The organism is Frigoribacterium sp. VKM Ac-2859, assembly GCF_013204925.1.
Classification (GTDB): Bacteria; Actinomycetota; Actinomycetes; order Actinomycetales; family Microbacteriaceae; genus Frigoribacterium.
The window spans coordinates 840,317-863,862 of record NZ_JABMLC010000002.1; the positions used below are offsets into that span (position 1 = coordinate 840,317).

Here is a 23,546-nt window from a genome sequence, read left to right on the forward strand (position 1 = left end):
TTACTTACCTGACTTTCCGGCCTTGCGGCGGACGACCTCGCCGGCGTAGCGGACACCCTTGCCCTTGTAGGGCTCGGGCTTGCGCAGCTTGCGGATGTTGGCAGCCATCTCGCCGACGGCCTGCTTGTCGATCCCGACGACGGTGAGCTTGTTGTTGCCCTCGACCGTGAAGCTGATGCCTGCGGGCGGCTCGACGGTGATGGGGTGCGAGTAACCCAGGGCGAACTCGACGTTCGAGCCCTTGGCCTGGACGCGGTAACCGGTTCCGACGACTTCGAGGCCCTTGGTGTAGCCCTCGGTGACGCCGATGATCTGGTTGGCGATCAGGGTGCGCGTGAGGCCGTGGAGCGAACGCGACTCGCGCTCGTCGTCCGGACGGGTCACGACGACCGTGCCTTCTTCGATCTTGGCTTCGATGGGGCTCTTGACGACGAGCGACAGCTCACCCTTGGGGCCCTTGACGCTGACGGCCTGGCCGTCGATCTTCACGTCGACCCCGGCAGGGATCGAGATGGGGAGTCTTCCGATTCGAGACATGACGAGTTACCACACGTAGGCGAGGACTTCTCCGCCTACGCCCTTCTTCTGGGCCTCACGGTCGGTCAACAGACCGGAGGAAGTCGACAGGATGGCGACACCGAGGCCACCGAGCACCTGGGGGATCTCGGTCGACTTGGCGTAGACGCGGAGGCCGGGCTTCGACACGCGCTTGATGCCCTTGATGGAGCGCTCACGGGCGGGGCCGTACTTGAGGTCGATCGTGAGGGTCTGACCGACGCGGGCGTCTTCGACCTTCCACGACTCGATGAAACCCTCGCGCTTGAGGATCTCGGCGATGTGGGACTTGAGCTTGCTGCTCGGGAGCGACACGGTCTCGTGGAAAGCCGAGTTCGCGTTGCGCAGTCTGGTCAGCAGGTCTGCGACCGGATCTGTCATCGTCATGCGGTTTGTCACTTTCTCGTCCGGTTTCGACATCCGGTACACCGGGTGCCGACCTGGGCGATCGATTGGTCGACGAGCGGTTCTCGTCGACCTCAGGGGAACGGCCGGCAACTCTACGAGAGAGTTGCCGACCGAACGATCTTAGTTGGCCGAGTCGGCCGAACGGAACGGGAACCCGAGCGCCTTGAGCAGCGCGCGACCCTCGTCGTCGTTCTTGGCGGTCGTGACGACGGTGATGTCGAAGCCACGGACGCGGTCGATGCGGTCCTGGTCGATCTCGTGGAACATGCTCTGCTCGTTGAGACCGAAGGTGTAGTTGCCGTTTCCGTCGAACTGGCGGTCGCTCAGACCACGGAAGTCACGGATGCGGGGCAGCGCCAGCGACAGCAGTCGGTCGAGGAACTCCCAGGCGCGGTCACCGCGGAGCGTGACGTGGGCACCGATCGGCTGGCCCTCGCGCAGCTTGAACTGCGCGATGGACTTGCGTGCCTTGGTGACCTGGGGCTTCTGGCCGGTGATGGCCGTCAGGTCCTTGATGGCACCGTCGATGATCTTGCTGTCGCGAGCGGCCTCACCGACACCGGTGTTGACGACGATCTTCACGAGCCCGGGCACCTGGTGCACGTTCGTGAAGCCGAAGTCGGACTTCAGCTGCTCGATGATCTCGGCGCGGTACTTGGCCTTCAGCCGCGGGAGGGCCGTGGCGGCCTGCGTGGTGGTGTCGGTCATCAGAGGTTCTCACCAGACTTCTTGGCGTAACGGACGCGAACGGTCTTGGACACGCCGTCCTTGGTGACCGTCTCTTCGCGGAAGCCGACGCGGGTGGGCTTCTTGGTCTTGGGGTCGACGACGGCGACGTTCGACACGTGGATGGGAGCCTCGTGCGTCTCGATGCCACCGGTCTTGGAACCACGCTGGGTCTGGCCGACGCGCACGTGCTTGGTCACGAAGTTGACGCCTTCGACGACCACGCGGTTGCGCTCGACGAGCACCTCGAGGACCTTGCCCTGCTTGCCGCGGTCTCCGCCGCGGGCCTGCGAGGCACCCGTGATGACCTGCACGAGGTCACCCTTCTTGATGTTTGCCATGACTTAGATAACCTCCGGCGCCAGCGAGATGATCTTCATGAACTTCTTGTCGCGGAGTTCGCGACCGACCGGTCCGAAGATGCGGGTTCCGCGGGGGTCTCCGTCGGCCTTCAGGATCACTGCGGCGTTCTCGTCGAACTTGATGTAAGAGCCGTCCGGGCGACGGACCTCTTTCTTGGTGCGAACGATGACGGCCTTGACGACGTCACCCTTCTTCACGTTGCCACCGGGGATGGCGTCCTTCACCGTGGCGACGATGACGTCACCCAGGCCGGCGTAACGACGGCCGGAGCCACCGAGCACGCGGATGGTGAGGATCTCTTTTGCCCCGGTGTTGTCGGCGATCTTGAGGCGGGATTCTTGCTGAATCACTTGTGTCTCCTTCTACGCAAGCAGGCCGCGAGGCCTACTTCGCCTTCTCGAGGATCTCGACCAGGCGCCAGCGCTTGGAGGCGCTGAGCGGACGGGTCTCGCTGATCACGACGAGGTCGCCGACGCCGGCCGAGTTGGCCTCGTCGTGGACCTTGACCTTGGACGTGCGGCGGATGACCTTGCCGTACAGGGGGTGCTTCACGCGGTCCTCGACCTCGACGACGATGGTCTTCTCCATCTTGTCGCTGGTCACGTAGCCGCGACGCGTCTTGCGGTAGCCGCGGACCTCGACGGCAGCCGAGTCGACCTCGGTCTTGTTCTCGGTGGCCATTACTTGCTCTCCTCGGCGGTCTCGTCAGCCGTCTCGGCCGGCTTGTCAGCCTTCTTGGTCGACTTCTTGGCGGCCTTGGGGGCCGCCTCGACCGGGGCGGGGGTGGCACGGATGCCGAGCTCGCGCTCACGCAGGACCGTGTAGATGCGAGCGATGTCGCGCTTCACGGCACGCAGGCGGCCGTGGCTCTCGAGCTGGCCGGTGGCCGACTGGAAGCGGAGGTTGAAGAGTTCTTCCTTCGCCTTCTTCAGCTCATCGACGAGACGCTCGTCTTCGAATGTGTCGAGCTCGACAGGACGGAGCTCCTTGGAACCGATCGCCATTATGCGTCGCCCTCCTCGCGCTTGATGATGCGTGCCTTGAGGGGCAGCTTGTGGATTGCGCGAGTGAGTGCCTCTTTGGCGATCTCCTCGCTCACGCCGCTGAGCTCGAAGAGCACGCGACCCGGCTTGACGTTCGCGACCCACCACTCGGGCGAGCCCTTACCGGAACCCATGCGGGTCTCGGCGGGCTTCTTCGTGAGGGGACGGTCGGGGTAGATGTTGATCCACACCTTTCCGCCACGCTTGATGTGACGCGTCATGGCGATACGAGCGGACTCGATCTGACGGTTGGTCACGTAAGCGGGCGTGAGGGCCTGGATGCCGTACTCACCGAAGCTGACCTTGGTGCCACCAGTGGCCTGGCCGCTACGGCCGGGGTGGTGCTGCTTGCGGTGCTTGACACGACGGGGGATAAGCATGGTTACGCCTCAGCTCCTGTGGTGGCGGGTGCCTTCTGCTCGCGGGGAGCGCGGTCGCCCCCGCCGCGGCGGGCGCCGTCACGGTCGTTGCGGCGCTCGGGGCGAGACGACTTCTGGTTCGCCTGCTCGCGCGCGAGCTCCTTGTTGGTGATGTCGCCCTTGTAGATCCAGACCTTGACACCGATGCGACCGAAGGTGGTCTTGGCCTCGTAGAAGCCGTAGTCGATGTTGGCGCGGAGCGTGTGCAGGGGGACGCGGCCCTCGCGGTAGAACTCCGAGCGGCTCATCTCGGCGCCGCCGAGACGGCCCGACACCTGGATGCGGACACCCTTGGCACCGGCACGCTGGGCGCCCTGGAGCCCCTTGCGCATCGCACGACGGAACGCCACGCGAGCAGCGAGCTGCTCGGCGATGCCCTGGGCGACGAGCTGGGCCTCGGCCTCGGGGTTCTTGACCTCGAGGATGTTGAGCTGGATCTGCTTGCTCGTGAGCTTCTCGAGGTCGCCGCGGATGCGCTCGGCCTCGGCGCCACGACGACCGATCACGATGCCCGGACGGGCGGTGTGGATGTCGACGCGGACGCGGTCACGGGTGCGCTCGATCTCGATCTTCGCCACGCCGGCGCGATCGAGCGAGGTCTTCAGCAGGGTGCGGATCTTGACGTCCTCGGCGACGTAGTCGCTGTAACGCTGTCCCGGCTTCGTGCTGTCGGTGAACCACCGCGACACGTGGTCGGTGGTGATGCCCAGACGGAAGCCGTACGGGTTGACTTTCTGGCCCATTACTTGCTCGCCTTCTTCGTAGCGTCGGCAGCCTCGACCTCATCAGGCGTCGAGAGGACGATCGTGATGTGGCTGGTGCGCTTCAGGATCTTGAAGGCGCGGCCCTGTGCACGCGGCTGGAACCGCTTGAGGGTGGCGCCCTGGTCGACGAATGCACGACTGATGTACAAGTCCTGCTCGTCGAGGTAGCTGTTCGAGGCGTCCGCCTTGACCCGAGCGTTGGCCATGGCCGACGCGACGAGCTTGTAGACGGGCTCGCTGGCGCCCTGAGGTGCAAACTTCAGGATCGCCAGAGCCTCGGCGGCCTGCTTGCCGCGGATCAGGTTGACGACACGACGGGCCTTCATGGGGGTGACGCGGATGTGACGCACGCGTGCGATCGACTCCACCATTTCTCTCCTCCTTCACGTCGCCGCGTTAGCGGCGACGACCCTTCTTGTCGTCCTTCACGTGACCACGGAAGGTGCGGGTGGGCGCGAACTCACCGAGCTTGTGGCCGATCATGCTCTCGGTCACGAACACGGGGATGTGCTTGCGTCCGTCGTGCACGGCGATGGTGTGCCCAAGCATGTTGGGGACGATCATCGAACGGCGCGACCAGGTCTTGATGACGTTCTTGGTGCTGGCCTCGTTCTGCGAGACGACCTTGCGAAGCAGGTGGTCGTCAACGAAGGGGCCCTTCTTAAGACTGCGTGGCATCTTCTACAACTCCTACTTACGCTTCTTGCCAGCGTTACGACGACGGACGATGAGCTTGTCGCTCTCTTTGTTGGGGTGACGCGTGCGGCCCTCTTTCTGGCCCCACGGGCTGACCGGGTGGCGTCCACCGGAGGTCTTGCCCTCACCACCACCGTGCGGGTGGTCGACGGGGTTCATGGCGACACCACGCACGGTCGGGCGGACGCCCTTCCAGCGCATGCGGCCGGCCTTGCCCCAGTTGATGTTCGACTGCTCGGCGTTGCCGACCTCGCCGATCGTGGCGCGGCAGCGGGCGTCGACGTTGCGGACCTCGCCCGACGGCAGACGGAGCTGCGCGTAGGGGCCGTCCTTGGCGACGAGACGCACCGAGGCACCGGCCGAGCGGGCCATCTTCGCGCCTCCACCGGGCTTGAGCTCGATGGCGTGGATGACGGTACCGACCGGGATGTTCTTGAGCGGCAGGTTGTTTCCGGGCTTGATGTCGGCGCCGGCACCCGACTCGACGACGTCGCCCTGCTTCAGCTTGTTCGGCGCGATGATGTACCGCTTGGTGCCGTCCACGAAGTGCAGGAGCGCGATGCGAGCCGTGCGGTTGGGGTCGTACTCGATGTGAGCGACCTTGGCGTTGACGCCGTCCTTGTCGTTGCGACGGAAGTCGATGACGCGGTACTGGCGCTTGTGGCCACCACCGATGTGACGGGTCGTGATGCGGCCGGCGTTGTTACGGCCACCGGACTTCGAGAGCGGGCGCAGCAGCGACTTCTCGGGCGTCGAACGCGTGATCTCCGCGAAGTCGGCGACCGACGAACCGCGGCGACCCGGGGTCGTGGGCTTGTAGTTACGAATTGCCATGATTTATGCCTCTGCTCCCTAGCCGACAGCCGTGAAGATGTCGATGGAACCGGACTTCAGCGTGACGATGGCGCGCTTGGTGTCCTTGCGCTTGCCGGTGCCGAAGCGGGTGCGACGGGTCTTGCCCGTTCGGTTGAGCGTGTTGATGCTGTCGACCTTGACGTCGAAGATCTTCTCGATGGCGAGCTTGATCTCGGTCTTGTTCGAACGCGGGTCCACGAGGAAGGTGTACTTGCCCTGGTCGATCAGGGAGTAGCTCTTCTCGGAGACGACGGGCGCGATGATGACGTCGCGGGGGTCTTTTCCGTAGCCGCTCATGCGGTGGCCTCCTTCTTGGTCTTCGAGGCGACGAAGCCGTCGAAGGCGCTCTTCGTGAAGACGATGTCGTCGCTGACGAGGACGTCGTAGGCGTTCAGCTGGTCGAACGTGATCACGTGGACCGTGGGCACGTTGCGGACGCTCTTGAGGGTCAGCGTGTCGTCGCGGTCGGTGACGATCAGGACGTGCTTGCTCGAGGCGATCGACGCGAGCAGCTCGAGAGCGACCTTGGTCGAGATCGAGTCGGCGACGAAGCTCTCGACGACGTGGACGCGGGCGCCACGAGCGCGGTCGGACAAAGCACCGAGCAGGGCTGCGGCGATCATCTTCTTGGGGGTGCGCTGGGCGTAGTCGCGGGGCTGCGGGCCGTGGACGATGCCACCGCCGGTCATCTGAGGAGCGCGGATCGAACCCTGACGGGCGCGGCCGGTGCCCTTCTGCTTGAACGGCTTGCGACCGGCGCCGGAGACCTCGCCGCGACGCTTGGTCTTGTGCGTGCCCTGACGTGCGGCGGCCTGCTGGGCGACGACGACCTGGTGGATGAGCGGGACGTTCGTGACGACGTCGAAGAGCTCGACGGGGAGCTCGACCGTGCTGGTCTTCTGGCCCTTGGCGTCGACGACGTCGACCGAAGCGGCCGATGCGGTAGTGGTGGCCATGAGCTACTTCCCCTTCACGGCGGTGCGGACGAAAACGATGCGGCCACGAGCACCGGGGACGGCGCCCTTGACGAGCAGCAGACCCTTCTCGGCGTCGACGGCGTGCACCGTGAGGTTGAGGATGGTGACGCGCTCGCCACCCATGCGACCGGCCATGCGCATGCCCTTGAAGACACGGCTGGGGGTCGAGGAGGCACCGATCGAACCGGGCTTGCGGTGGTTGCGGTGCGCACCGTGCGAGGCGCTGACGCCCTTGAAGTTGTGACGCTTCATGACACCGGCGAAGCCCTTGCCCTTGGACGTTCCGACGACGTCGACCTTCTGGCCGGCTTCGAAGGTGTCGACCGTGAGCTCCTGGCCGAGTGCGTACTCGGCGGCGTCGGCGGTGCGGACCTCGGTGAGGTGGCGACGGGGGGTGACGCCCGCGGCGTCGAAGTGACCCGTGGAGGGCTTGTTCGACTTGCGGGGGTCGATCTGGCCGGCCGCGATCTGGACGGCGGTGTAGCCGTCCTTCTCGAGCGAGCGGACCTGGGTCACGACGTTCGGGGCGATCTCGACGACGGTGACGGGGACGAGCTTGTTGTTCTCGTCCCAGACCTGGGTCATGCCGAGCTTCTTGCCGAGCAGGCCCTTGACGTTCTTGGTGGTGCTGATGGTCATGGTCGCCCCCCCCTACAGCTTGATCTCGATGTTGACGTCGGCAGGCAGGTCGAGACGCATGAGCGAGTCGACGGCCTTCGGCGTCGGGTCGACGATGTCGATGAGGCGCTTGTGCGTGCGCTTCTCGAAGTGCTCGCGCGAGTCCTTGTACTTGTGGGGCGAACGGATCACGACGACCACGTTCTTCTCGGTCGGGAGCGGCACGGGGCCGACGACCGTAGCGCCCGCGCGGGTGACCGTGTCGACGATCTTGCGCGCGGAAGTGTCGATGACCTCGTGGTCGTACGACTTAAGTCGGATGCGGATCTTCTGTCCCGCCATGTGTGACTCTCTCTCGTTCGGACGTCGCGCACCTCGGGGGCCGCCTGACGCTGTTCGCTGGGCGAACATCTGTTGGCACTACGTGTCTCTCGCGTACCGCTGTTCTTGTGTCAATCCATCTGCCGAAACCGGCCGGTGCCCGCGAGGAAGGACCCGGGGAGGGCCATCTTCGCCACCGCCAACCGCACCCGGGGCTTCGCCCCGGCACACCGCGACCTGAGGTCACGGCGGTGGTTTCGTTGTGAGATGCGTCCTGCTACCCGCGGCCCAGACGCCTTGCGTCTGTGCACTGCCTGGCAGTGATCCGACACCCGGCGCAGAGGCCAGGCTCGAAATGTTGAACTAGACGATTTTGCCACACGCCTGCATTTGCTGCAACCCGGGCGTGTCGCGGATGTCAGACGGCTTCGACGACCGGTGCAGGCCGGAACCACGGCGGGTAGACGGCGACGCGCGGCGCCTCGGCTCCCAGCCCGGCGAGCGTCTCCTTCACGGCGTCGCGGACCTTGTCGTTCGGGACGCCGACGAGCGTCACCGAGGAGAAGGGCACGGAACCGGGCACGAGCACTTCCGGCCCGAGCAGGTCGGGGTCCTTGAGGCTGAACCGGCGGACCATCGACGATGCGTCGTCGAGTCCTGCGGCCGCACGGACGCCCTCGACGGCCGCGTCGCCCTCGGTCACGACGAAGTCGTCGCCGAGCGAGGCGACGGGAACCACGAGCATGACGAAGTCGATGGCACGGGCCTCACGTGCCGCATCCGACCACTCGTAGCCCTCGGCTCCGGTACGGACGGCGTCCCAGGCGGTCGCATGAGGCGACAACGAGAACGGCACGTGCGCGGCGACGGGCTGACCCGACGCGGTCGTGACGGAGGCGCGGAGGGCCCGCGTCGCCTCGGAGCTGACGTCGAGCACGGGAGCAGCGCCGGCCTGCAGCGCGCCGGCCTCGAGGATGCCGGGCAGGTTGGACACGTGCGTCCAGTGGTAGGCACGCTGGGTCGAGAACTCGGGGACGGGGGTGGCGGCCGCCTGCGCGGCCACGGCGACGGCGGCCGAGTCACGGGCGAGTGCGGGCGTGCTGCGCAGCGACTCGGGCTTGCGGTTGGAGGGGCGGCGGCGGGTGGTGACCGACCGTGCGGCGGTCGAGGGCATGCCGTCGGCGACGCCCTCGCGCTTGCGGGGAGCGCAGATGTCGCACAACTCTCGCTCGAATCCGTGGATGCACTCGTCAGTCACTGCAGTTGTTCCTCTCGGGCGACCCGAACGGGACGCGACCCTCTAGGTTACGTCACGACGCGCACCGTTCGCAGACCGCGGACCACCTCGGGTGTGCGACGGCTCAGCGGAACAGCAATGCCCGGACCTCGGATTCGGCCGCGTGCAGGCGGGCCGGATCGATGGTCTCCCCGTGCCGGTACGCATCGACCAGCCGGGGATCGACGTACGACGACTTCGCGATGGCCGGGGTGTTGCCGAGCACGGCGGCGGCGTCCCGCATCGCCTGGGCGAGGGACTTCGACTGCCGGGAGGCCGACGCCTGCGGCCCGGAGCGGGCCAGGCTGACGGCGGCGGCGACGGTGCCGTGCAGGGTGCGGAAGTCCTTGGCGGTGAACTCGTCGCCGGCCCTCTCCTTGACGTAGTCGTTGATCTCGGTCGCTCGTAGCGGGTGCCAGGCCGCGCGCGCCTCCCCCGCTCCCCCGCCGTCGGCCTTCCAGGCGAGCAACCGGGCCCGCCCGCCCCGCCGCTTGAGGCTGCGGACGACGGCCGCGAGGTCGGCGTCGTGGATCTCGGAGTCCCAGTCCTGGCCGCTCTTGCCGGGGAACGCCAGCGACACCGTGTCGCCGGAGACGGTCGCGTGCGCGCAGAGCAGGGTCGACAACCCGTGGCTGCCGTGCTCCTGCGCGTAGCGCTCGGAGCCCACCCGGAGGGAGCCCGTGTCGAGCATGCGGAAGGCAGCGGCCAGGACCCGCTCACGGCCGGCCCCCTGGACGCGCAGGTCGTGCGTCACGAATCGACGGGCGGTCGGCAGCGACTCGGCGAGGGCGAGTGCCCGGTCGAACTTGATGCGGTCCTTCTGCTCACGCCACGTCGGGTGGTAGATGTACTGACGCCGACCTGCAGCGTCCACTCCCGTGGCCTGGATGTGGCCGTTCTCGTAAGGGGAGATCCAGACGTCGGTCCAGGCCGGTGGGATGGCGAGGTGCTCGATGCGGGCCCGCAACTCGGCGTCGGCGACGGCGGTCCCGTCGGCCGTCCGGTACGAGAACCCTCGTCCTGCCCGGACCCGCGTCAGCCCGGGTCGGCTCGAATCGGTCCTCCGGAGGCGCGGCATCGGTCGAGTGAACACCGCGCGTCGTCGAGGGGCCTGGGCGGGGTACAGCGAAGCCCCCGCTCGACGGCGGGGGCATCGCTCGCGCCTTACTGGTTGCCCAGCTTCTTGTCGGCCTGCTCCTTGGCCTGCTGGATCTTGTCGGCGTGCTTGCCGCCGGTGGCCTTGTCGGCCGCGGAGGCGACCGCGTTGAGGATGTTGTCGCTGACGCCCTCGGCCTTCTCGCTCTTGAGCGCCTCCTGGACCTTTCCGTCCTTGAGGAAGGCCTGGGCCTTCTTGGTGATGTCGTCGAAACCTGCCATGACGTCCTCCCGTCGGCGCCGGTCCGTCCGACGTCTCCCCCATCGTGCCCTGCTGACGCGAAAGAGGCCAGGCCCCGAAGGGCCTGACCTCTCTCGTCAGATCAGCAGTTCTGCGTGAACAGGACTTACTTGTTGATCTTGGTGACCGTACCGGCACCGACCGTGCGACCACCCTCACGGATGGCGAAGCGCAGACCGGCTTCCATGGCGATCGGCTGGATCAGCTGGACGCTGATCTCGGTCGTGTCGCCGGGCATGACCATCTCGGTGCCCTCGGGCAGCGTGATGACACCCGTGACGTCGGTGGTGCGGAAGTAGAACTGCGGACGGTAGTTCGCGTAGAACGGGTTGTGACGCCCACCCTCGTCCTTCGACAGGATGTAGACGTTCGCCTCGAACTCGGTGTGCGGCGTGACCGAACCGGGCTTGACGACGACCTGGCCGCGCTCGACGTCCTCACGCTTGGTGCCGCGGAGGAGGAGACCGGTGTTGTCGCCGGCCTGAGCCGAGTCGAGCAGCTTGCGGAACATCTCGATGCCGGTGACGGTGGTCTTGACGGTCGGGCGGATGCCGACGATCTCGACCTCTTCGTTGACGTTGAGCTGACCGCGCTCGACACGACCGGTGACGACGGTGCCACGACCGGTGATCGTGAAGACGTCCTCGATGGGCATGAGGAAGGGCTGGTCGGTGGCGCGAACGGGCTCGGGCACGTTCTCGTCGACGGCGTTCATCAGCTCGGCGACCGTCTCGGCCCACTTCTCGTCACCCTCGAGGGCCTTGAGAGCGGAGACCTGGACGATCGGGGCGTTGTCGCCGTCGAACTCCTGGCTCGAGAGGAGCTCGCGGACCTCGAGCTCGACGAGCTCCATGATCTCTTCGTCATCGACCATGTCGGCCTTGTTCAGCGCGACGACGATGTAGGGCACGCCGACCTGGCGGGCGAGCAGGACGTGCTCACGCGTCTGGGGCATGGGACCGTCGGTGGCGGCGACGACGAGGATCGCGCCGTCCATCTGAGCCGCACCGGTGATCATGTTCTTGACGTAGTCGGCGTGGCCGGGAGCGTCGACGTGAGCGTAGTGGCGCTTCTCGGTCTGGTACTCGACGTGCGAGATGTTGATCGTGATGCCGCGCTGCTTCTCTTCAGGCGAGTTGTCGATCTGGTCGAACGCCGACGCCGTGTTGAGGGTGGGGTACTTGTCGTGCAGGACCTTGGTGATCGCCGCGGTGAGCGTGGTCTTGCCGTGGTCGACGTGACCGATGGTTCCGATGTTGACGTGCGGCTTGGTCCGCTCGAACTTGGCCTTAGCCACTGTGGGTCCTCCTCAGGACTCGGTTGCAGTGCGGCCCGGGGGCCGGGTCGATGACCCGGCCTACCGGTCGCCCTGCGGATTGGTGTGTGTACATGTTACGCGGTCGTCGGACGACCACGCGGTTCAGGACTATTCGCCCTTGTTCTTCTGGATGATCTCTTCGGCGACGGCCGAGGGCACCTCTTGGTACGACTCGAACGTCATCGAGTAGACGGCCCGGCCCGAGGTCTTCGACCGCAGGTCTCCGACGTAACCGAACATCTCCGACAGCGGCACGCTGGCCCGAACGACCTTCACACCACTGGCGTCTTCCATCGACGAGATCTGCCCGCGTCGCGAGCTGAGGTCGCCGATGACGTCGCCCATGTATTCCTCGGGCGTACGGACCTCGACCGCCATGAGCGGCTCGAGGAGAACGGGCTGGGCCTTGCGAGCCGCCTCTTTGTAGGCGATCGACCCAGCGATCTTGAACGCCATCTCGGACGAGTCGACGTCGTGCGCCGCACCGTCGAGCAGCAGCGCGCGGACGCCCACCGTCGGGTAGCCGGCGAGCACGCCGACCTGCATGGCGTCCTGGATGCCGGCATCGACCGAGGGGATGTACTCGCGGGGGATGCGGCCACCGGTGACCTTGTTGACGAACTCGTAGGTCGACTCGGCCGTGACCTCGAAGGGCTCCAGAGCGATCTGCACCTTGGCGAACTGACCCGAACCACCGGTCTGCTTCTTGTGGGTGTAGTCGTAGCGCTCGATGCCCTTCTTGAGGGTCTCGCGGTACGCGACCTGGGGCTTGCCCACGTTGGCCTCGACGTTGAACTCGCGCTTCATGCGGTCGACCAGGATGTCGAGGTGGAGCTCGCCCATGCCCTTGATGACCGTCTGGCCCGTCTCGGCGTTGAGCTCGACGCGGAACGTCGGGTCTTCTTCGGCGAGCTTCTGGATGGCCAGCGACAGCTTCTCTTGGTCGGCCTTGGTCTTCGGCTCGATCGCGACCTCGATGACGGGCTCGGGGAACGTCATCGACTCGAGGACGATCTGCTCGGACGGGTCGCAGAGGGTGTCACCCGTGGTGGTGAACTTGAGCCCGATGACGGCGTAGATGTGACCGGCGGTCACGCTGTCGACGGGGTTCTCCTTGTTCGAGTGCATCTGGAAGATCTTGCCGATGCGCTCTTTCTTGTCCTTGGTCGAGTTGATGACCTGGGCGCCGGACTCGATGGAGCCCGAGTAGACGCGGACGTAGGTGAGACGACCGAAGAAGGGGTGCACCGCGACCTTGAAGGCGAGAGCCGAGAAGGGCTCGGTCGACTCGGGCTTGCGGATGATGATCTTCTCGGCGTCGCGGACGTCGTGACCCTCCATGGGAGGCACGTCGAGCGGCGAGGGCAGGTAGTCGATGACCGCGTCGAGCATGGGCTGCACGCCGCGGTTCTTGAAGGCCGAACCACAGAAGATCGGGTAGAGCTCGGAGTTGACCGTCATCTTGCGGACGGCGCCCTTGATCTCGGCGATCGTGAGCTCTTCGCCACCGAAGTACTTCTCGAGCAGCACGTCGTCGGACTCGGCAACGGTCTCGAGGAGTTTGGCGCGGTACTCCGCCGCCTTCTCCTTGAGGTCTTCGGGGATCTCTTCGATCTCGTACTTCGCACCCAGCTCGACGTCACCCTTGGCGTCACCACGCCACGTGAGGGCACGCATCTCGACCAGGTCGACGACGCCCTCGAAGGAGCTCTCGGCACCGATCGGGAGCTGCATCACCAGCGGCTTGGCGCCGAGGCGGTTGATGATCGTGTCGACCGTGAAGTAGAAGTCGGCACCGAGCTTGTCCATCTTGTTGACGAAGCAGATGCGCGGCACGTCGTACTTGTCGGCCTGACGCCACACGGTCTCGGACTGGGGCTCGACGCCCTCTTTTCCGTCGAAGACGGCGACGGCACCGTCGAGCACGCGGAGCGAACGCTCGACCTCGACCGTAAAGTCGACGTGTCCCGGGGTGTCGATGATGTTGATCTGGTTCTTGTTCCAGAAGCAGGTCGTCGCCGCCGAGGTGATCGTGATGCCACGCTCTTGCTCTTGCGCCATCCAGTCCATGGTGGCCGCACCGTCGTGCACCTCACCGATCTTGTGGGTGATGCCCGTGTAGTACAGGATGCGCTCGGTGGTCGTCGTCTTGCCAGCATCGATGTGCGCCATGATGCCGATGTTGCGGACCTTGTTCAGGTCGGTGAGCACGTCCTGTGCCACAGGTTCCTCCGAAGGGGTAGGTGGGGAAGTTGGGGGGACGAGGAGGTGCGGTGCGCGTCGTGCGCACACCGCGCCTCCTCGTGCCGGTTACCAGCGGTAGTGCGCGAAGGCCTTGTTCGACTCGGCCATCTTGTGAGTGTCTTCGCGACGCTTGACAGCGGCGCCCAGACCGTTCGACGCGTCGAGGATCTCGTTCATGAGACGCTCGGTCATCGTCTTCTCGCGACGGGCCTTGGCGTAGCTGGTGAGCCAGCGGAGGGCCAGGGTGTTGGCGCGGTGGGGCTTGACCTCGACGGGGACCTGGTAGGTCGAACCGCCGACGCGACGCGAGCGGACCTCGAGCGTGGGGCGCACGTTGTCGAGCGCCTTCTTCAGCGTGGCCACTGCATCTTGGTCGTTCTTGGCGGTGACGCCGGCGAGAGCACCGTAGACGATGCGTTCGGCGAGGCCCTTCTTGCCGTCGAGGAGGATCTTGTTGACGAGCTGGCTGACGATCGGCGCACCGTAGACCGGGTCGGCGACGACAGGGCGCTTGGGAGCGGGTCCTTTACGAGGCATTACTTCTTCTCTGCTTTCGCTCCGTAGCGGCTGCGGGCCTGCTTGCGGTTCTTGACGGCCTGGGTGTCGAGCGCGCCACGGACGATCTTGTAGCGCACGCCGGGGAGGTCTTTCACACGACCGCCGCGGACGAGCACCATCGAGTGCTCTTGCAGGTTGTGGCCCTCGCCGGGGATGTAGGCGGTGACCTCGGTGCCGTTGGAGAGCTTGACGCGGGCGACCTTGCGGAGCGCCGAGTTCGGCTTCTTGGGGGTGGTGGTGTACACACGGGTGCACACGCCACGCTGCTGGGGGTTGGCCTTCAGGGCGGGGGCCTTGGTCTTGACGACCTTCGGCGTGCGTCCCTTGCGGACCAGCTGCTGAATAGTTGGCACTGGTTCTCCTCATCGGATCTCGACGCTGCCCTTGCGAACACGCCGAGTCGCGCTGCTCTCGCATCGCTCTGCTCTGTCCGGCTGATCAGCCGGCATCCTCGTCTCGGTGATCGAGACGGTCTGCCCGTCTCGGCCGCGAGGTCGAGGGGGCTTTTATTCGGGCGCGCGGTCAGGCGCACACCCGAAAGAGCTTATCTTGAGGTAGGGCCTTAATCAAATGGTCGAGGGTCGGAACGCCCCGGGTCGATGCGCGACACCGCCAGCGTGCCCCCGACCACGAGCCCGGCGCAGACCGCCGAACCGATCACGAACGGCGACACGGCGTACCGGGCGGCGAAGAGCAGCACCCAGACGAGCTCTTCTCGCACGAGGCCGTAGACGACTCCCCCGACGGCGAGCATCGACACGTAGACGAGCGCGGCCGTGAGGAGCGCGGCGACGAGGAGGTGCGGTGCGGGCCCGCGAGGGCCGGCCACCTCGTCACCGGTGACGGAGCGGGACCCACCCGCGCCGGCCGGGCGGGCGAACACGACGGGCTGGGCGGGGAACGTGCCCCGCACCTCCGGAGCCCTGTCGTCGCGGGCGTCGGAGAGCGCCGCCGACCGCAGCAGCGACAGCAGCACGACGAGCACGGCGGCGGCGACCATCAACGGGCCGAGCAGGGTGCCGGCGTCGGGTTCGTCGATGGGGTCGCGGTCGAGGAGCAGCGCCTCGAACCCCGCCACCATGATGACGAGCGCACCGAAGAGGACGGTGCCCATGACGGCGTAGACGGCTCGGGACATCCTTCGAGGCTACGCGCCCGCGGGGGTGCGCGGGCGCGCGGTTACTCGCCCGCGGCCGTGTCCGAGCTCGCGTCGTCGGCGCCCTCGGCCGTGGTGGCGGGGGTCTCGGCGGCCTGGTCGGCCTGGGTGGCGGCGGCGTCCTGGAGGACGTAGACGAGGCCGCCGACGGTCCACTGGTCGGGGACGCCGGTCGCGTCGCCGGCCTCGGAGCTGCCGGTGCTGGCGAACGTCGTCACGAGGAAGAGCCGCGACCCGCCCTGCAGCTTCGACAGGAAGTCGCGGGCCTGGGCGTAGCTGCCCTGGATGCTGACCGTGATCGGGATCGACGAGAAGTTCGTCGCGGTGACGAGCGGGTCGGTGACGAGCTCGGGTGCTGTGGGCGCGGCCGGGGCGGTGGCGGCCGGGGCGGTCCCGGCCGCGTCGGATGCCGCCGCGTCGGTCGCGGCGGGGGCGGCGACGTCCGTGGTCGTCGGCTCGTAGGCCGTCGCGTCGGACGAGGTGAACCCCGTCACGGTCGTGCCCGAGGCCCCGGCCAGCTGGTCGAGTTCGGTCAGGAACGACGACAGGGCGGCCTGGGACGGCACGGACGTGTCGAGCGTCGCCAGCTCGGACTTCAGGTCGGGGAGCTTGGCGTTGTCGGCCTCGAGGGTCGCGAGGCTCTCGCGCAGGGTCTCGTTCTGCGCCTCGACGCTCTGCTGTTGCGACTCGGCGGACGAAGCGGCGACGAGTTGCGGCTGCACGCCCACGAGGAATCCGAGGGCCAGCACCACGACGCCGGTCAGGGCGGCGGCGATCAGCATCATCCGGTTGCGGTCCATGGTCACTCGCCAGCCTTCTGGTCGAAGCGGCCCGAGAAGGCGTCCGCCGTGATGTGCATCGTGATGTCCGCCTTGTAGACGCCTTCCTCGAGGGTCACCGAGCCCGGCTGGGCGTCGGCGAAGCCGGGGAGGGTCGCGAGACCGTTCAGCCAGTCGGGCACGGACGGCAGGGTCGGGCTCGACGCCTGGAACGTGAGGGTCGCCACCCGCGAACCCTGCAACGGCGCCGTGGGCTGCGTGTACTGGACGAGCGGCGAGGCCTGGTCGAGCGAGACGCTGACGATGGTCACGCCGACGGGCAGGGTGCCCTGGACCTTCTCGAGGTAGGTCGGCCAGTCGATGTCGGTCGAACCGCCGACCTTCTGGGCGGCCTCGACCAGGTCGAGCTGCCCCTGCGTGGTCTTGAGGTCCGCGAACTTCGTCTGCGACATGAGCAGCGACTGGGTCTCGCCCTGGGCGGTCATCAACCCGTCCTCGGCCTGCATGCGTTGGAGGAACGCCGCACCCGATCCGATCCCGACCACGACGGCGACCACGACGACGCCGGCCCAGACCCGACGGGTCAGGGCGGCGGCGCGACGCTCCGCGCGGACCTCGGGAGGCAGCAGGTCGACGCGGGGCGCGCCTCCCACGGTGATGCCGGTGTCTTTTCCGCGGGTTCTCATGCTGCGCTCCCCAGGGCCAGGCCGAGGGCCACGGTCAGGTCGGTCGACCGCGACCGCAGGGCGGCCTCGTCGAGGTTCTTCGCGAAGCCCACCGTCGCGAACGGGTCGGCGAGGGCCACCGGCAGGCGGGTGACCTCGCTGAGCGCCTCGGGCAGGCCCGGCAGGGCCGCTCCCCCGCCGGCGATCATGATGCCCGCGACGGTCTCGGTCGGGCGGGTGTTGACGTAGTACTGGATCGTGTTGCGCAGGCTGCCGAGCAACTCGTTGACGGACTCGAAGATGGCGGACGACGCGGCCTGCTCGTCGGGCGTCGTGACGGTCGTGGCGAGGCCACGGCCGAACTTGATGCCCTCGGCGACCTGGGTCGAGACCTCGAGCTTCGACGCGACGGCCTGCGTGACGTCGTCGCCCCCCGAGGGGATGATGCGGACGAACTGCGGGACCCCGTCGGCGATCATGATCACGGAGGTCGTGCTGTGACCGATCTCGACGAGCGCGACCGTGCCCGCGATGCGCGGGCGGGTGACGAGGAGGCGCGTGTTCGAGAACGGGATCAGGTCGACCCCCAGCGTGGTCAGGCCGGCGAGCTTGCTCGCCTGGACGTTGCCGAGGACGGCGTCCTTGACCGCCGCGATCAGCAGCCCGTGGACGACGGGACCGTTCTCGCCGAGCCCCTCGGCGTACGGGTAGAAGTCGAGCAGGGCGTCGGCGACCGGGACGGGCAGCATGTCCTGCACCTGGAACGGCAGCATCTCGCGGATGCGCTTGTGAGACGCCTTGGGCACGGTCATGTCGCGCGCGAGCACCCGCTGGTTGCCCATGCCCAGCACGACGCGCTTGCTCTTGAAGCCCCCGGCCGACCACAGCTGCTTGAGCGTGCCGGCCATGGTCTGCGACTCGATCACCTCTCCGCGGCTCGCCGCACCGTCGGGCAGGGACACCTCGCTGAACCGGACGATGGTCGGCTTGGCCTTGTCGACGTCGGCGACCTCGACCGCCCGCACGAAGCGGCTGCCGATGTCGATGCCCACGATGTTCTTGCCCATCAGTTCTGCTCTCTGTCAGCTCGCCCGGTCATGCCAGGCCGAGGAGGGTGAGGTACGCCGTGGCGACGGTGCCGCCGGCGAAGACGCCGACCCAGGCGCCCGCGAGCATCCAGGGGCCGAAGGGGATGCCACCGGTGCGTTCGACGCGTCGGGTGACCAGGAGGACGACGGCGAACAGGCCGCCGAGCAGGAACGCCGCGAAGGCGCCCACGGCGAACTCGCCCCAGCCGAGCCAGGCGAGGTACAGGCCGAGCACGCCGGCGAGCTTGACGTCGCCGAAGCCCATGCCACCCGGGTACGACAGGGCGGCGATCAGGTAGAAGGCGAAGAGGGAGGCCAGGCCGATGGCGGCGCGGACGAGCGCCGGCCAGTCCCCCACGAGGATGCTCGACGCCGCGAGGAGGACGCCCCCGACCGCGTAGGACGGCAGGACGATCGCGTCCGGCAGACGATGGTGTTCGAGGTCGATGACGGCGAGCGCGACGCTCACGCCGGCCAGCCAGAGGAAGGCGACGAGGGACAGGAGGCGCGCCACGAGCGGCAGCGCCTCGGTCGGCACGCCGACGAGCGGCCACAGGCGGGCGGCGACGAGCACGAAGAACAGGCCGGTGGCCAGCTCGACGATCGGGTACCGGGCCGAGATGGACGTGCGGCAGTCACGGCACTTGCCGCCGAGGGCGAGCCAGCTGACCACGGGGACGTTGTCGCGTCGACGGATGGGCGTGCTGCAGCCCGGGCAGGCGCTCGCGGGTCGCGCGATCGAGATGCCCGCGGGCACGCGGTACACGACGACGTTGAGGAACGACCCGATGAGCAGACCGAAGCCACCCGCCACGAGGACGGCGGTGATCCAGGGGGCCGCGATCACGAGGCGGCCCCGGTCGACGTGAAGGCGGCCTTGACCTCGGTCTGCGTGGTGACGCCGTACGAGGTCGTCACCGGGCTGAGGAACTTCGGCGGCGCGAGGTAGCGCAGGCGCGCGTCGTAGGCGTAGGCCTTGATGTACCCGTTGGAGCCGCTCCGGACGACGCCGCGGTACGCCTGCGAGATCGACCCCTTGATGGTCAGCGTGCCCCGGTCGCCACCGCGCCCGTAGTTCTGCACGAGGAACGAGTGCTGGACCGAGATGATCGCCGCGTCGATCTCACGGTCACGGTCGCCGAGCATCGAACCGCCGAACGCGTTGACCGGATTGTGCACCCAGGTCACGCCGTCGGAGGCCAGGCCGAGGATGTTCGTGCTCGCGTTCGTGGACGCGTAGGTGAGGTCGCCCGTGACGTAGAGGTAGTTCTTGGCCGCGATGGTCAGCTGCCCCTGGAAGGTGCCCTTGACGAAGGCGTCTCCGCTGCGGGCGCCGTAGGCGCAGGCCCCGGAGCCCGGACCACCGGCCGTGGTCGCCGTCGGCACGGACTCGCCGACCAGGGGGTAGCCGACATGGTTGTTGGAGCACGAGGTCTGGGTGAGGTCGCCCGTGGAGGCCCACGCGTTGACGTTGGACTTGCCCATGCCCGACGCGGGCACGGGGATGTCCTGGACGTAGACCAGGTTGTTCACGGGCACGGTGATGGTCGCGCCCTCGGCCGAGCCGAGCTGGCCCTTCCCGGTGCCCGGCAGGCCGCACTCGGCCGGCGCGCTGCCCTCGGTGGCCTCGGCGTTGGCGAGCCGCGTCATCTTCGAGTACGGCGACTTGACGGTCATCTTGCCGTCCGCGGTGAAGACGATGTCGGTCGGCCCGGTGTAGAGGCAGCCGGGGCGCGGCACCTCTGTGGAGATGTCGGTGCGGGTCTCGCGCACCTTGTCGTTGTTGGTGTCGGGCATCTGCACGGTCGCCACCTGGCCGGGGACGCCCTTGTCGAAGGTCTGCCCCGAGCACGCGCTGTTGTTCGAGTCGACCTTGGCGTACGTGCGGCCGGCGGTCGGATCGGCCGTGGTGACGACCTCCTTGAAGGTCGCCGAGCAGACGCGCATCGTGTCGTTGGAGTGCGCCGGACCGTAGATGGTGTCGCCACCGCTGAACGCGATCTCGCCGCAGTCGTCCCCCTGGGTGCGTCCCTCCCAGGCGTGCTTCGTGCAGTCCGCGTTGGTGCTGCGGGTGAGCGTGGGGTCCTGGGACTCGATGTCGGTGAAGTACAGGTAGTCGATGAAGCCCTTCTGGCGCAGGTCGGCGATGACCGACCGCGTGGCCGAACCGACCTTGCCCGTCGAGCGGATTCGCAGGGCACCCGACCCGACGTACTTCGAGTTGTCGACCTCGTAGCGGAACTGCGCGAGGTCGGCGCTGCCCGGCACCGAGGCCCACGAGCCCGAGGGGCCGGACCCGAACGCCTTGTTGGCCTGAGTGCCGGACGGCAGGGTCAGCTTGCTGGCGGTCGCCTTGCTGAACGGGGCGTCGGAGTCGCCGTACTGCTGGTAGCTGTTGTCGTTGGCGAGGCGGGACTGGTACTCCTCGACGCCGGCGTAGGCCGCGGCGAGGGCACCGTTGAAGTCCTGGTCGCCGTCTGCCTTCTTGAGCCCGCTCGTGGCCACGGTCAGGGCGGTGGCGGCCATGATGACGAGCACCATGCCGAAGATGAGGGTGATGGCCATGGCCATGCCGCTCTCGGCGGACGGGCCAGCCAGCCCGAGACGGGTGCGCAAGGAGGTCATGTGGTCGCCCCTCCGGCGAGGTTGGACAGCGAGACGGTGTTCTGCAGGGTGACCGCCTGGCTCGACATGGAGCTGGTCCGGTCGATGGTCAGCGAGATGGTCACCGCGGCGATGGAGGGCAGCTGCGACGCCGTGAGCGCACCCGAGGCGTCGGGGGTCAGCGTCTTGCCCGTGAAGTCGAGGTAGGTGAACAGCGGCGAACCGCTGCTCGCGGCCGTGACGACGGTGCCCCCGAGGGCGCGCTTGGTCGCCGGCGAGGTGAACTGCCAGAAGTCGGTCTGGAGGGGCGTGGCCACGACGGTCGACGAACTGAGGGTGCGGTCGGCCTCGAGGCGGTAGGTCACGCGACGCGGCACCGTGGTCAGGGAGTCGGCGGTGTTCACGGCCGTCGTGAGGGTGAGGCTCTCGGTCGTCGCGAGCGTGAACGCCGACGCCTCGGTGCCCCCGGGCTGGGCGATCGTCCGGGCGGCCCGGATGGTCCGGCTGAGGTCGTTCAGGCCGTTCGAGGCGACGCGGGTGTTGGCGTCGATGAACCGGGCCTGGGCCGTGGCCTTCGTCAGCGAGACGAACGTCGTCGAGACGACGGTCAGGACGATGCCGAAGACCATGATGGCCACCAGGAGTTCGGCCAGGCTGATGCCGTCGTCACGGCGGGCCCGGGCGATCAGTCGCCGCAGCGCGGTCACTTGGCAGGCCTCGGGTCGAGTGTGACGACGTTCGCCGTGCCACCGCTGCCGCCGAAGACGGCGCCGATGATGCTGCCGATCAACCCGCTGATGGTCAGCGACCGGAGGTTCGAGGTCGACGTGCCCGAGCTGATCGCCCAGGTGCCGTAGGGCAGCGCGATCGTCACCTCGTTGGCCGACGTCTTGTTCTTGACCGTGAAGGTGTAGGTCTGGGAGGCGGCGCAGCCGGGGTCGCCGTTCAGCGCGGTGGTCGATCGGGCCTGGACGAGGGTGTCGCCGCTCGAGGCGAGCTTCACGGTCGTCACGCCCATCGGCAGCGGATAGGCCGCGGTCTTGTCCGACGCGGCGACGAAGGGCTGGCGTGTGGCCGTCTTGCCGGCGGCGTTTGCCGGCCACGCAGCCGGGTCGGGCGAGAGGCAGCTCCCGCCGGACGTGCCGGCGGGCAGGTAGGTGCCGGCGATCAACTGGTAGCCGGTCGTCAGGGGGAAGAGGTACGCGTCGCTCACCGGGCCGTTGAGCACGTACGGGTCGGGCCCGCCGAGGACGGTGGTCTTGAGGTCGTTCGGCAGGAGCACGGTGCCACCGGTGTAGTTCGAGGCGTAGCCGAGTTCGAAGTCGTCGCCGAGGTCGTAGGTGAACGAGACGCCGGCCGTGTCGCCCTTGACGACGACGGTGCCCGTCTTGACCGGTGCGGGCTGCTGCCGGGAGTCGCGGTACGGCGCGGCGTCGGCACGCGAGACGGTCACCTTGTAGGAGCCCTCCAGCACCTTGATGGCGACCGCGCAGCCGTCGGCGTTGGTCGCCCCGGGCTTGGAGCCCGAGGTCAGCGCCTTGCCGGGGGCGTTCGATCCGGTGTCGGGCTCGACCGTGACCACGACGCCCGGGACCGGGCCGCCCTTGGTGTCCTTGACGCCGATGACGATCGTGCCGGTGTCCTGGTCGTTGAGGCGGCTGTTGGGGGCCAGGATCGTGTCGCTGCGCACGGGAGCGGTCGCCTTCCGCATGCCCGACCAGGTCACCGCGACCTGGAGGCGCTTGTAGAACAGCGAACCGTTGCCCGACGACGCGGCCGGGGTGCAGGTCGCGTCCACGCCGGTGGTGGTGATCCAGGCAGCGGTCTGGGCCACGGTGAACGTGGTGCCGTTGACGACGGTCGTCGTCGTGCCCGAGGCCACCGCGATCACGTCGGTCATGGCACGGGCGACGTCGACGGCCTGGGCGGCGAGGTTGGTGGCGACCTCACGGCTGCGGTTGTCGCTCGACATCGTCAGCGTGGTGCCGACGGCGACGATCGAGCCGACCGTGATGATCGCGAAGACCAGGAGGGCGACCACCACCTCGACGATCGACAGGCCGGCGTCGCGGGCCTCGGGGTCGAGGGGGCGGAGACGGGCGCTGAGGCGCTGGAACATGATGGTTCACCTCCCGGTCGGGTCGAGGGCGTTGCAGTGGATGCTTCAAAGCGGCCAAGGACGGAGATGCCGTCCGTGGCCGCTTTGAGGAGGGACTAGGACTTCTTGGTGAAGACGCCGGCAGCGCAGGTGCCTTCGGCGACACCCGAGGTGTCCGTCGCGCCGAAGTTCTTTCCGGTCGAGCTCGTGCCCTGGATGCAGAACTTCGTGGGCTTCGTCGCGCTGTCGACCGTGTACGCGAGGGTCGTCGTGTCGGCGCTCTTGCTCGAACCGGCGGCGAGGTAATCGGCCGAGTCGAGGGTGGCGGTACCAGGAAGCGCCCCCGAGGTGGCGATGGAGATGACGGCGGTTTTGGCGTTCGTGACGTCGCTCTTCACGGCCGAGTCCTTGGCGTTGTTCTGCACGCCGAGGTACACCGGGATGGCGATCGCGGCGAGGATGCCGATGATGATGACGACGACGAGGAGCTCGATCAGGGTGAAGCCCTTGTCCTTGTCTTCGGTGAGGTTCTGGCGGCGGGCGCTGAGCTTGCCCATGAGGGTGAAGTACATGTCGCTGGTCCTGTTCGATCGGGTGCGGGAGTGATGCCCGGTGAGGG

32 protein-coding genes are annotated in these 23,546 nt (G+C 67.6%); all 32 read right to left on the bottom strand.

Features of this window, described 5'->3' with window-relative positions; genetic code table 11:
* Nucleotides 1-537, bottom strand: coding sequence for a 50S ribosomal protein L6 (gene rplF / locus HQQ78_RS11765; RefSeq protein ID WP_043593343.1), 537 nt, complete (start codon nt 535-537; stop codon nt 1-3).
* 6 nt (nt 538-543) lie between these two features.
* Entirely contained in the window at nt 544-942 is a 399-nt protein-coding gene (rpsH, locus tag HQQ78_RS11770; RefSeq protein ID WP_043593344.1) for a 30S ribosomal protein S8, read from the bottom strand.
* A gap of 141 nt (nt 943-1,083) precedes the next feature.
* The gene (gene rplE, locus HQQ78_RS11775; RefSeq protein ID WP_043593346.1) at nt 1,084-1,671 is read right to left on the bottom strand and encodes a 50S ribosomal protein L5; all 588 of its coding nucleotides are present in this window, start codon (nt 1,669-1,671) and stop codon (nt 1,084-1,086) included.
* Nucleotides 1,671-2,030 (bottom strand): 50S ribosomal protein L24, encoded by a 360-nt coding sequence (rplX, locus tag HQQ78_RS11780; protein WP_043593348.1) that lies wholly within the window; start codon nt 2,028-2,030, stop codon nt 1,671-1,673. Before rplX ends, rplE begins: the two co-directional genes overlap by 1 nt.
* Nucleotides 2,031-2,033: 3 nt before the next feature.
* Nucleotides 2,034-2,402 carry a 50S ribosomal protein L14 gene (gene rplN / locus HQQ78_RS11785; RefSeq protein WP_043593350.1) on the bottom strand — a complete coding sequence of 123 codons (369 nt, stop codon included), beginning with the start codon at nt 2,400-2,402 and terminating at the stop codon, nt 2,034-2,036.
* Nucleotides 2,403-2,436: 34 nt separating this feature from the next.
* On the bottom strand, nt 2,437-2,733 hold the full coding sequence (gene rpsQ / locus HQQ78_RS11790; protein ID WP_056043557.1) for a 30S ribosomal protein S17: 297 nt from the start codon (nt 2,731-2,733) through the stop codon (nt 2,437-2,439).
* Entirely contained in the window at nt 2,733-3,056 is a 324-nt protein-coding gene (rpmC, locus tag HQQ78_RS11795; RefSeq protein ID WP_054145424.1) for a 50S ribosomal protein L29, read from the bottom strand. The genes rpsQ and rpmC overlap by 1 nt, the downstream gene beginning before the upstream one ends.
* On the bottom strand, nt 3,056-3,475 hold the full coding sequence (gene rplP, locus HQQ78_RS11800; RefSeq protein ID WP_043593355.1) for a 50S ribosomal protein L16: 420 nt from the start codon (nt 3,473-3,475) through the stop codon (nt 3,056-3,058). Before rplP ends, rpmC begins: the two co-directional genes overlap by 1 nt.
* A 2-nt stretch (nt 3,476-3,477) precedes the next feature.
* A complete protein-coding gene (gene rpsC, locus HQQ78_RS11805; RefSeq protein WP_043593357.1) occupies nt 3,478-4,257 on the bottom strand; it encodes a 30S ribosomal protein S3 in 780 nt (259 codons plus the stop codon).
* Nucleotides 4,257-4,649 (bottom strand): 50S ribosomal protein L22, encoded by a 393-nt coding sequence (gene rplV, locus HQQ78_RS11810; protein ID WP_043593358.1) that lies wholly within the window; start codon nt 4,647-4,649, stop codon nt 4,257-4,259. The genes rpsC and rplV overlap by 1 nt, the downstream gene beginning before the upstream one ends.
* Before the next feature lie 25 nt (nt 4,650-4,674).
* Nucleotides 4,675-4,956 (bottom strand): 30S ribosomal protein S19, encoded by a 282-nt coding sequence (gene rpsS, locus HQQ78_RS11815; RefSeq protein ID WP_043593360.1) that lies wholly within the window; start codon nt 4,954-4,956, stop codon nt 4,675-4,677.
* A 12-nt stretch (nt 4,957-4,968) separates the two neighbouring features.
* The gene (gene rplB, locus HQQ78_RS11820; RefSeq protein ID WP_056043560.1) at nt 4,969-5,808 is read right to left on the bottom strand and encodes a 50S ribosomal protein L2; all 840 of its coding nucleotides are present in this window, start codon (nt 5,806-5,808) and stop codon (nt 4,969-4,971) included.
* An 18-nt stretch (nt 5,809-5,826) separates the two neighbouring features.
* Nucleotides 5,827-6,126 carry a 50S ribosomal protein L23 gene (gene rplW / locus HQQ78_RS11825; protein WP_043593363.1) on the bottom strand — a complete coding sequence of 100 codons (300 nt, stop codon included), beginning with the start codon at nt 6,124-6,126 and terminating at the stop codon, nt 5,827-5,829.
* Complete coding sequence (gene rplD, locus HQQ78_RS11830; protein ID WP_043593365.1) at nt 6,123-6,785, bottom strand: 50S ribosomal protein L4; 663 nt, start codon at nt 6,783-6,785, stop codon at nt 6,123-6,125. Before rplD ends, rplW begins: the two co-directional genes overlap by 4 nt.
* A gap of 3 nt (nt 6,786-6,788) precedes the next feature.
* Nucleotides 6,789-7,439, bottom strand: coding sequence for a 50S ribosomal protein L3 (rplC, locus tag HQQ78_RS11835; protein WP_173154863.1), 651 nt, complete (start codon nt 7,437-7,439; stop codon nt 6,789-6,791).
* A gap of 18 nt (nt 7,440-7,457) precedes the next feature.
* Nucleotides 7,458-7,766, bottom strand: a complete 309-nt coding sequence (gene rpsJ / locus HQQ78_RS11840; protein ID WP_043593369.1) for a 30S ribosomal protein S10 — start codon at nt 7,764-7,766, stop codon at nt 7,458-7,460.
* 397 nt (nt 7,767-8,163) lie between these two features.
* Complete coding sequence (locus HQQ78_RS11845; RefSeq protein ID WP_173153449.1) at nt 8,164-9,003, bottom strand: DarT ssDNA thymidine ADP-ribosyltransferase family protein; 840 nt, start codon at nt 9,001-9,003, stop codon at nt 8,164-8,166.
* Between the two features lie 103 nt (nt 9,004-9,106).
* Nucleotides 9,107-10,099, bottom strand: coding sequence for a DNA topoisomerase IB (locus HQQ78_RS11850; RefSeq protein WP_173153452.1), 993 nt, complete (start codon nt 10,097-10,099; stop codon nt 9,107-9,109).
* A gap of 86 nt (nt 10,100-10,185) precedes the next feature.
* Nucleotides 10,186-10,398, bottom strand: coding sequence for an Rv0909 family putative TA system antitoxin (locus HQQ78_RS11855; RefSeq protein WP_173153455.1), 213 nt, complete (start codon nt 10,396-10,398; stop codon nt 10,186-10,188).
* A 125-nt stretch (nt 10,399-10,523) separates the two neighbouring features.
* A complete protein-coding gene (tuf, locus tag HQQ78_RS11860; RefSeq protein ID WP_043593375.1) occupies nt 10,524-11,714 on the bottom strand; it encodes an elongation factor Tu in 1,191 nt (396 codons plus the stop codon).
* Between the two features lie 129 nt (nt 11,715-11,843).
* Nucleotides 11,844-13,958 (bottom strand): elongation factor G, encoded by a 2,115-nt coding sequence (gene fusA, locus HQQ78_RS11865; RefSeq protein ID WP_056043577.1) that lies wholly within the window; start codon nt 13,956-13,958, stop codon nt 11,844-11,846.
* 87 nt (nt 13,959-14,045) lie between these two features.
* Nucleotides 14,046-14,516, bottom strand: coding sequence for a 30S ribosomal protein S7 (gene rpsG, locus HQQ78_RS11870; RefSeq protein WP_043593378.1), 471 nt, complete (start codon nt 14,514-14,516; stop codon nt 14,046-14,048).
* A complete protein-coding gene (rpsL, locus tag HQQ78_RS11875) occupies nt 14,516-14,890 on the bottom strand; it encodes a 30S ribosomal protein S12 (RefSeq protein WP_056043579.1) in 375 nt (124 codons plus the stop codon). Before rpsL ends, rpsG begins: the two co-directional genes overlap by 1 nt.
* Before the next feature lie 209 nt (nt 14,891-15,099).
* Entirely contained in the window at nt 15,100-15,675 is a 576-nt protein-coding gene (locus HQQ78_RS11880; protein ID WP_056043581.1) for a DUF6121 family protein, read from the bottom strand.
* Nucleotides 15,676-15,716: 41 nt separating this feature from the next.
* Entirely contained in the window at nt 15,717-16,499 is a 783-nt protein-coding gene (locus HQQ78_RS11885; protein WP_173153457.1) for a hypothetical protein, read from the bottom strand.
* Entirely contained in the window at nt 16,496-17,158 is a 663-nt protein-coding gene (locus HQQ78_RS11890) for a hypothetical protein (RefSeq protein ID WP_173153459.1), read from the bottom strand. The genes HQQ78_RS11885 and HQQ78_RS11890 overlap by 4 nt, the downstream gene beginning before the upstream one ends.
* A complete protein-coding gene (gene pilM / locus HQQ78_RS11895) occupies nt 17,155-18,204 on the bottom strand; it encodes a type IV pilus assembly protein PilM (RefSeq protein ID WP_056043589.1) in 1,050 nt (349 codons plus the stop codon). Before pilM ends, HQQ78_RS11890 begins: the two co-directional genes overlap by 4 nt.
* 28 nt (nt 18,205-18,232) lie before the next feature.
* Nucleotides 18,233-19,072, bottom strand: a complete 840-nt coding sequence (locus HQQ78_RS11900) for an A24 family peptidase (RefSeq protein ID WP_371740456.1) — start codon at nt 19,070-19,072, stop codon at nt 18,233-18,235.
* Complete coding sequence (locus HQQ78_RS11905) at nt 19,069-20,850, bottom strand: hypothetical protein (RefSeq protein ID WP_173153461.1); 1,782 nt, start codon at nt 20,848-20,850, stop codon at nt 19,069-19,071. Before HQQ78_RS11905 ends, HQQ78_RS11900 begins: the two co-directional genes overlap by 4 nt.
* Complete coding sequence (locus HQQ78_RS11910; protein WP_173153463.1) at nt 20,847-21,536, bottom strand: type II secretion system protein J; 690 nt, start codon at nt 21,534-21,536, stop codon at nt 20,847-20,849. Before HQQ78_RS11910 ends, HQQ78_RS11905 begins: the two co-directional genes overlap by 4 nt.
* A complete protein-coding gene (locus HQQ78_RS11915) occupies nt 21,533-22,948 on the bottom strand; it encodes a hypothetical protein (RefSeq protein WP_173153465.1) in 1,416 nt (471 codons plus the stop codon). Before HQQ78_RS11915 ends, HQQ78_RS11910 begins: the two co-directional genes overlap by 4 nt.
* A 95-nt stretch (nt 22,949-23,043) precedes the next feature.
* Complete coding sequence (locus tag HQQ78_RS16250; RefSeq protein WP_173153468.1) at nt 23,044-23,499, bottom strand: type II secretion system protein; 456 nt, start codon at nt 23,497-23,499, stop codon at nt 23,044-23,046.
* Nucleotides 23,500-23,546: the final 47 nt, after the last annotated feature.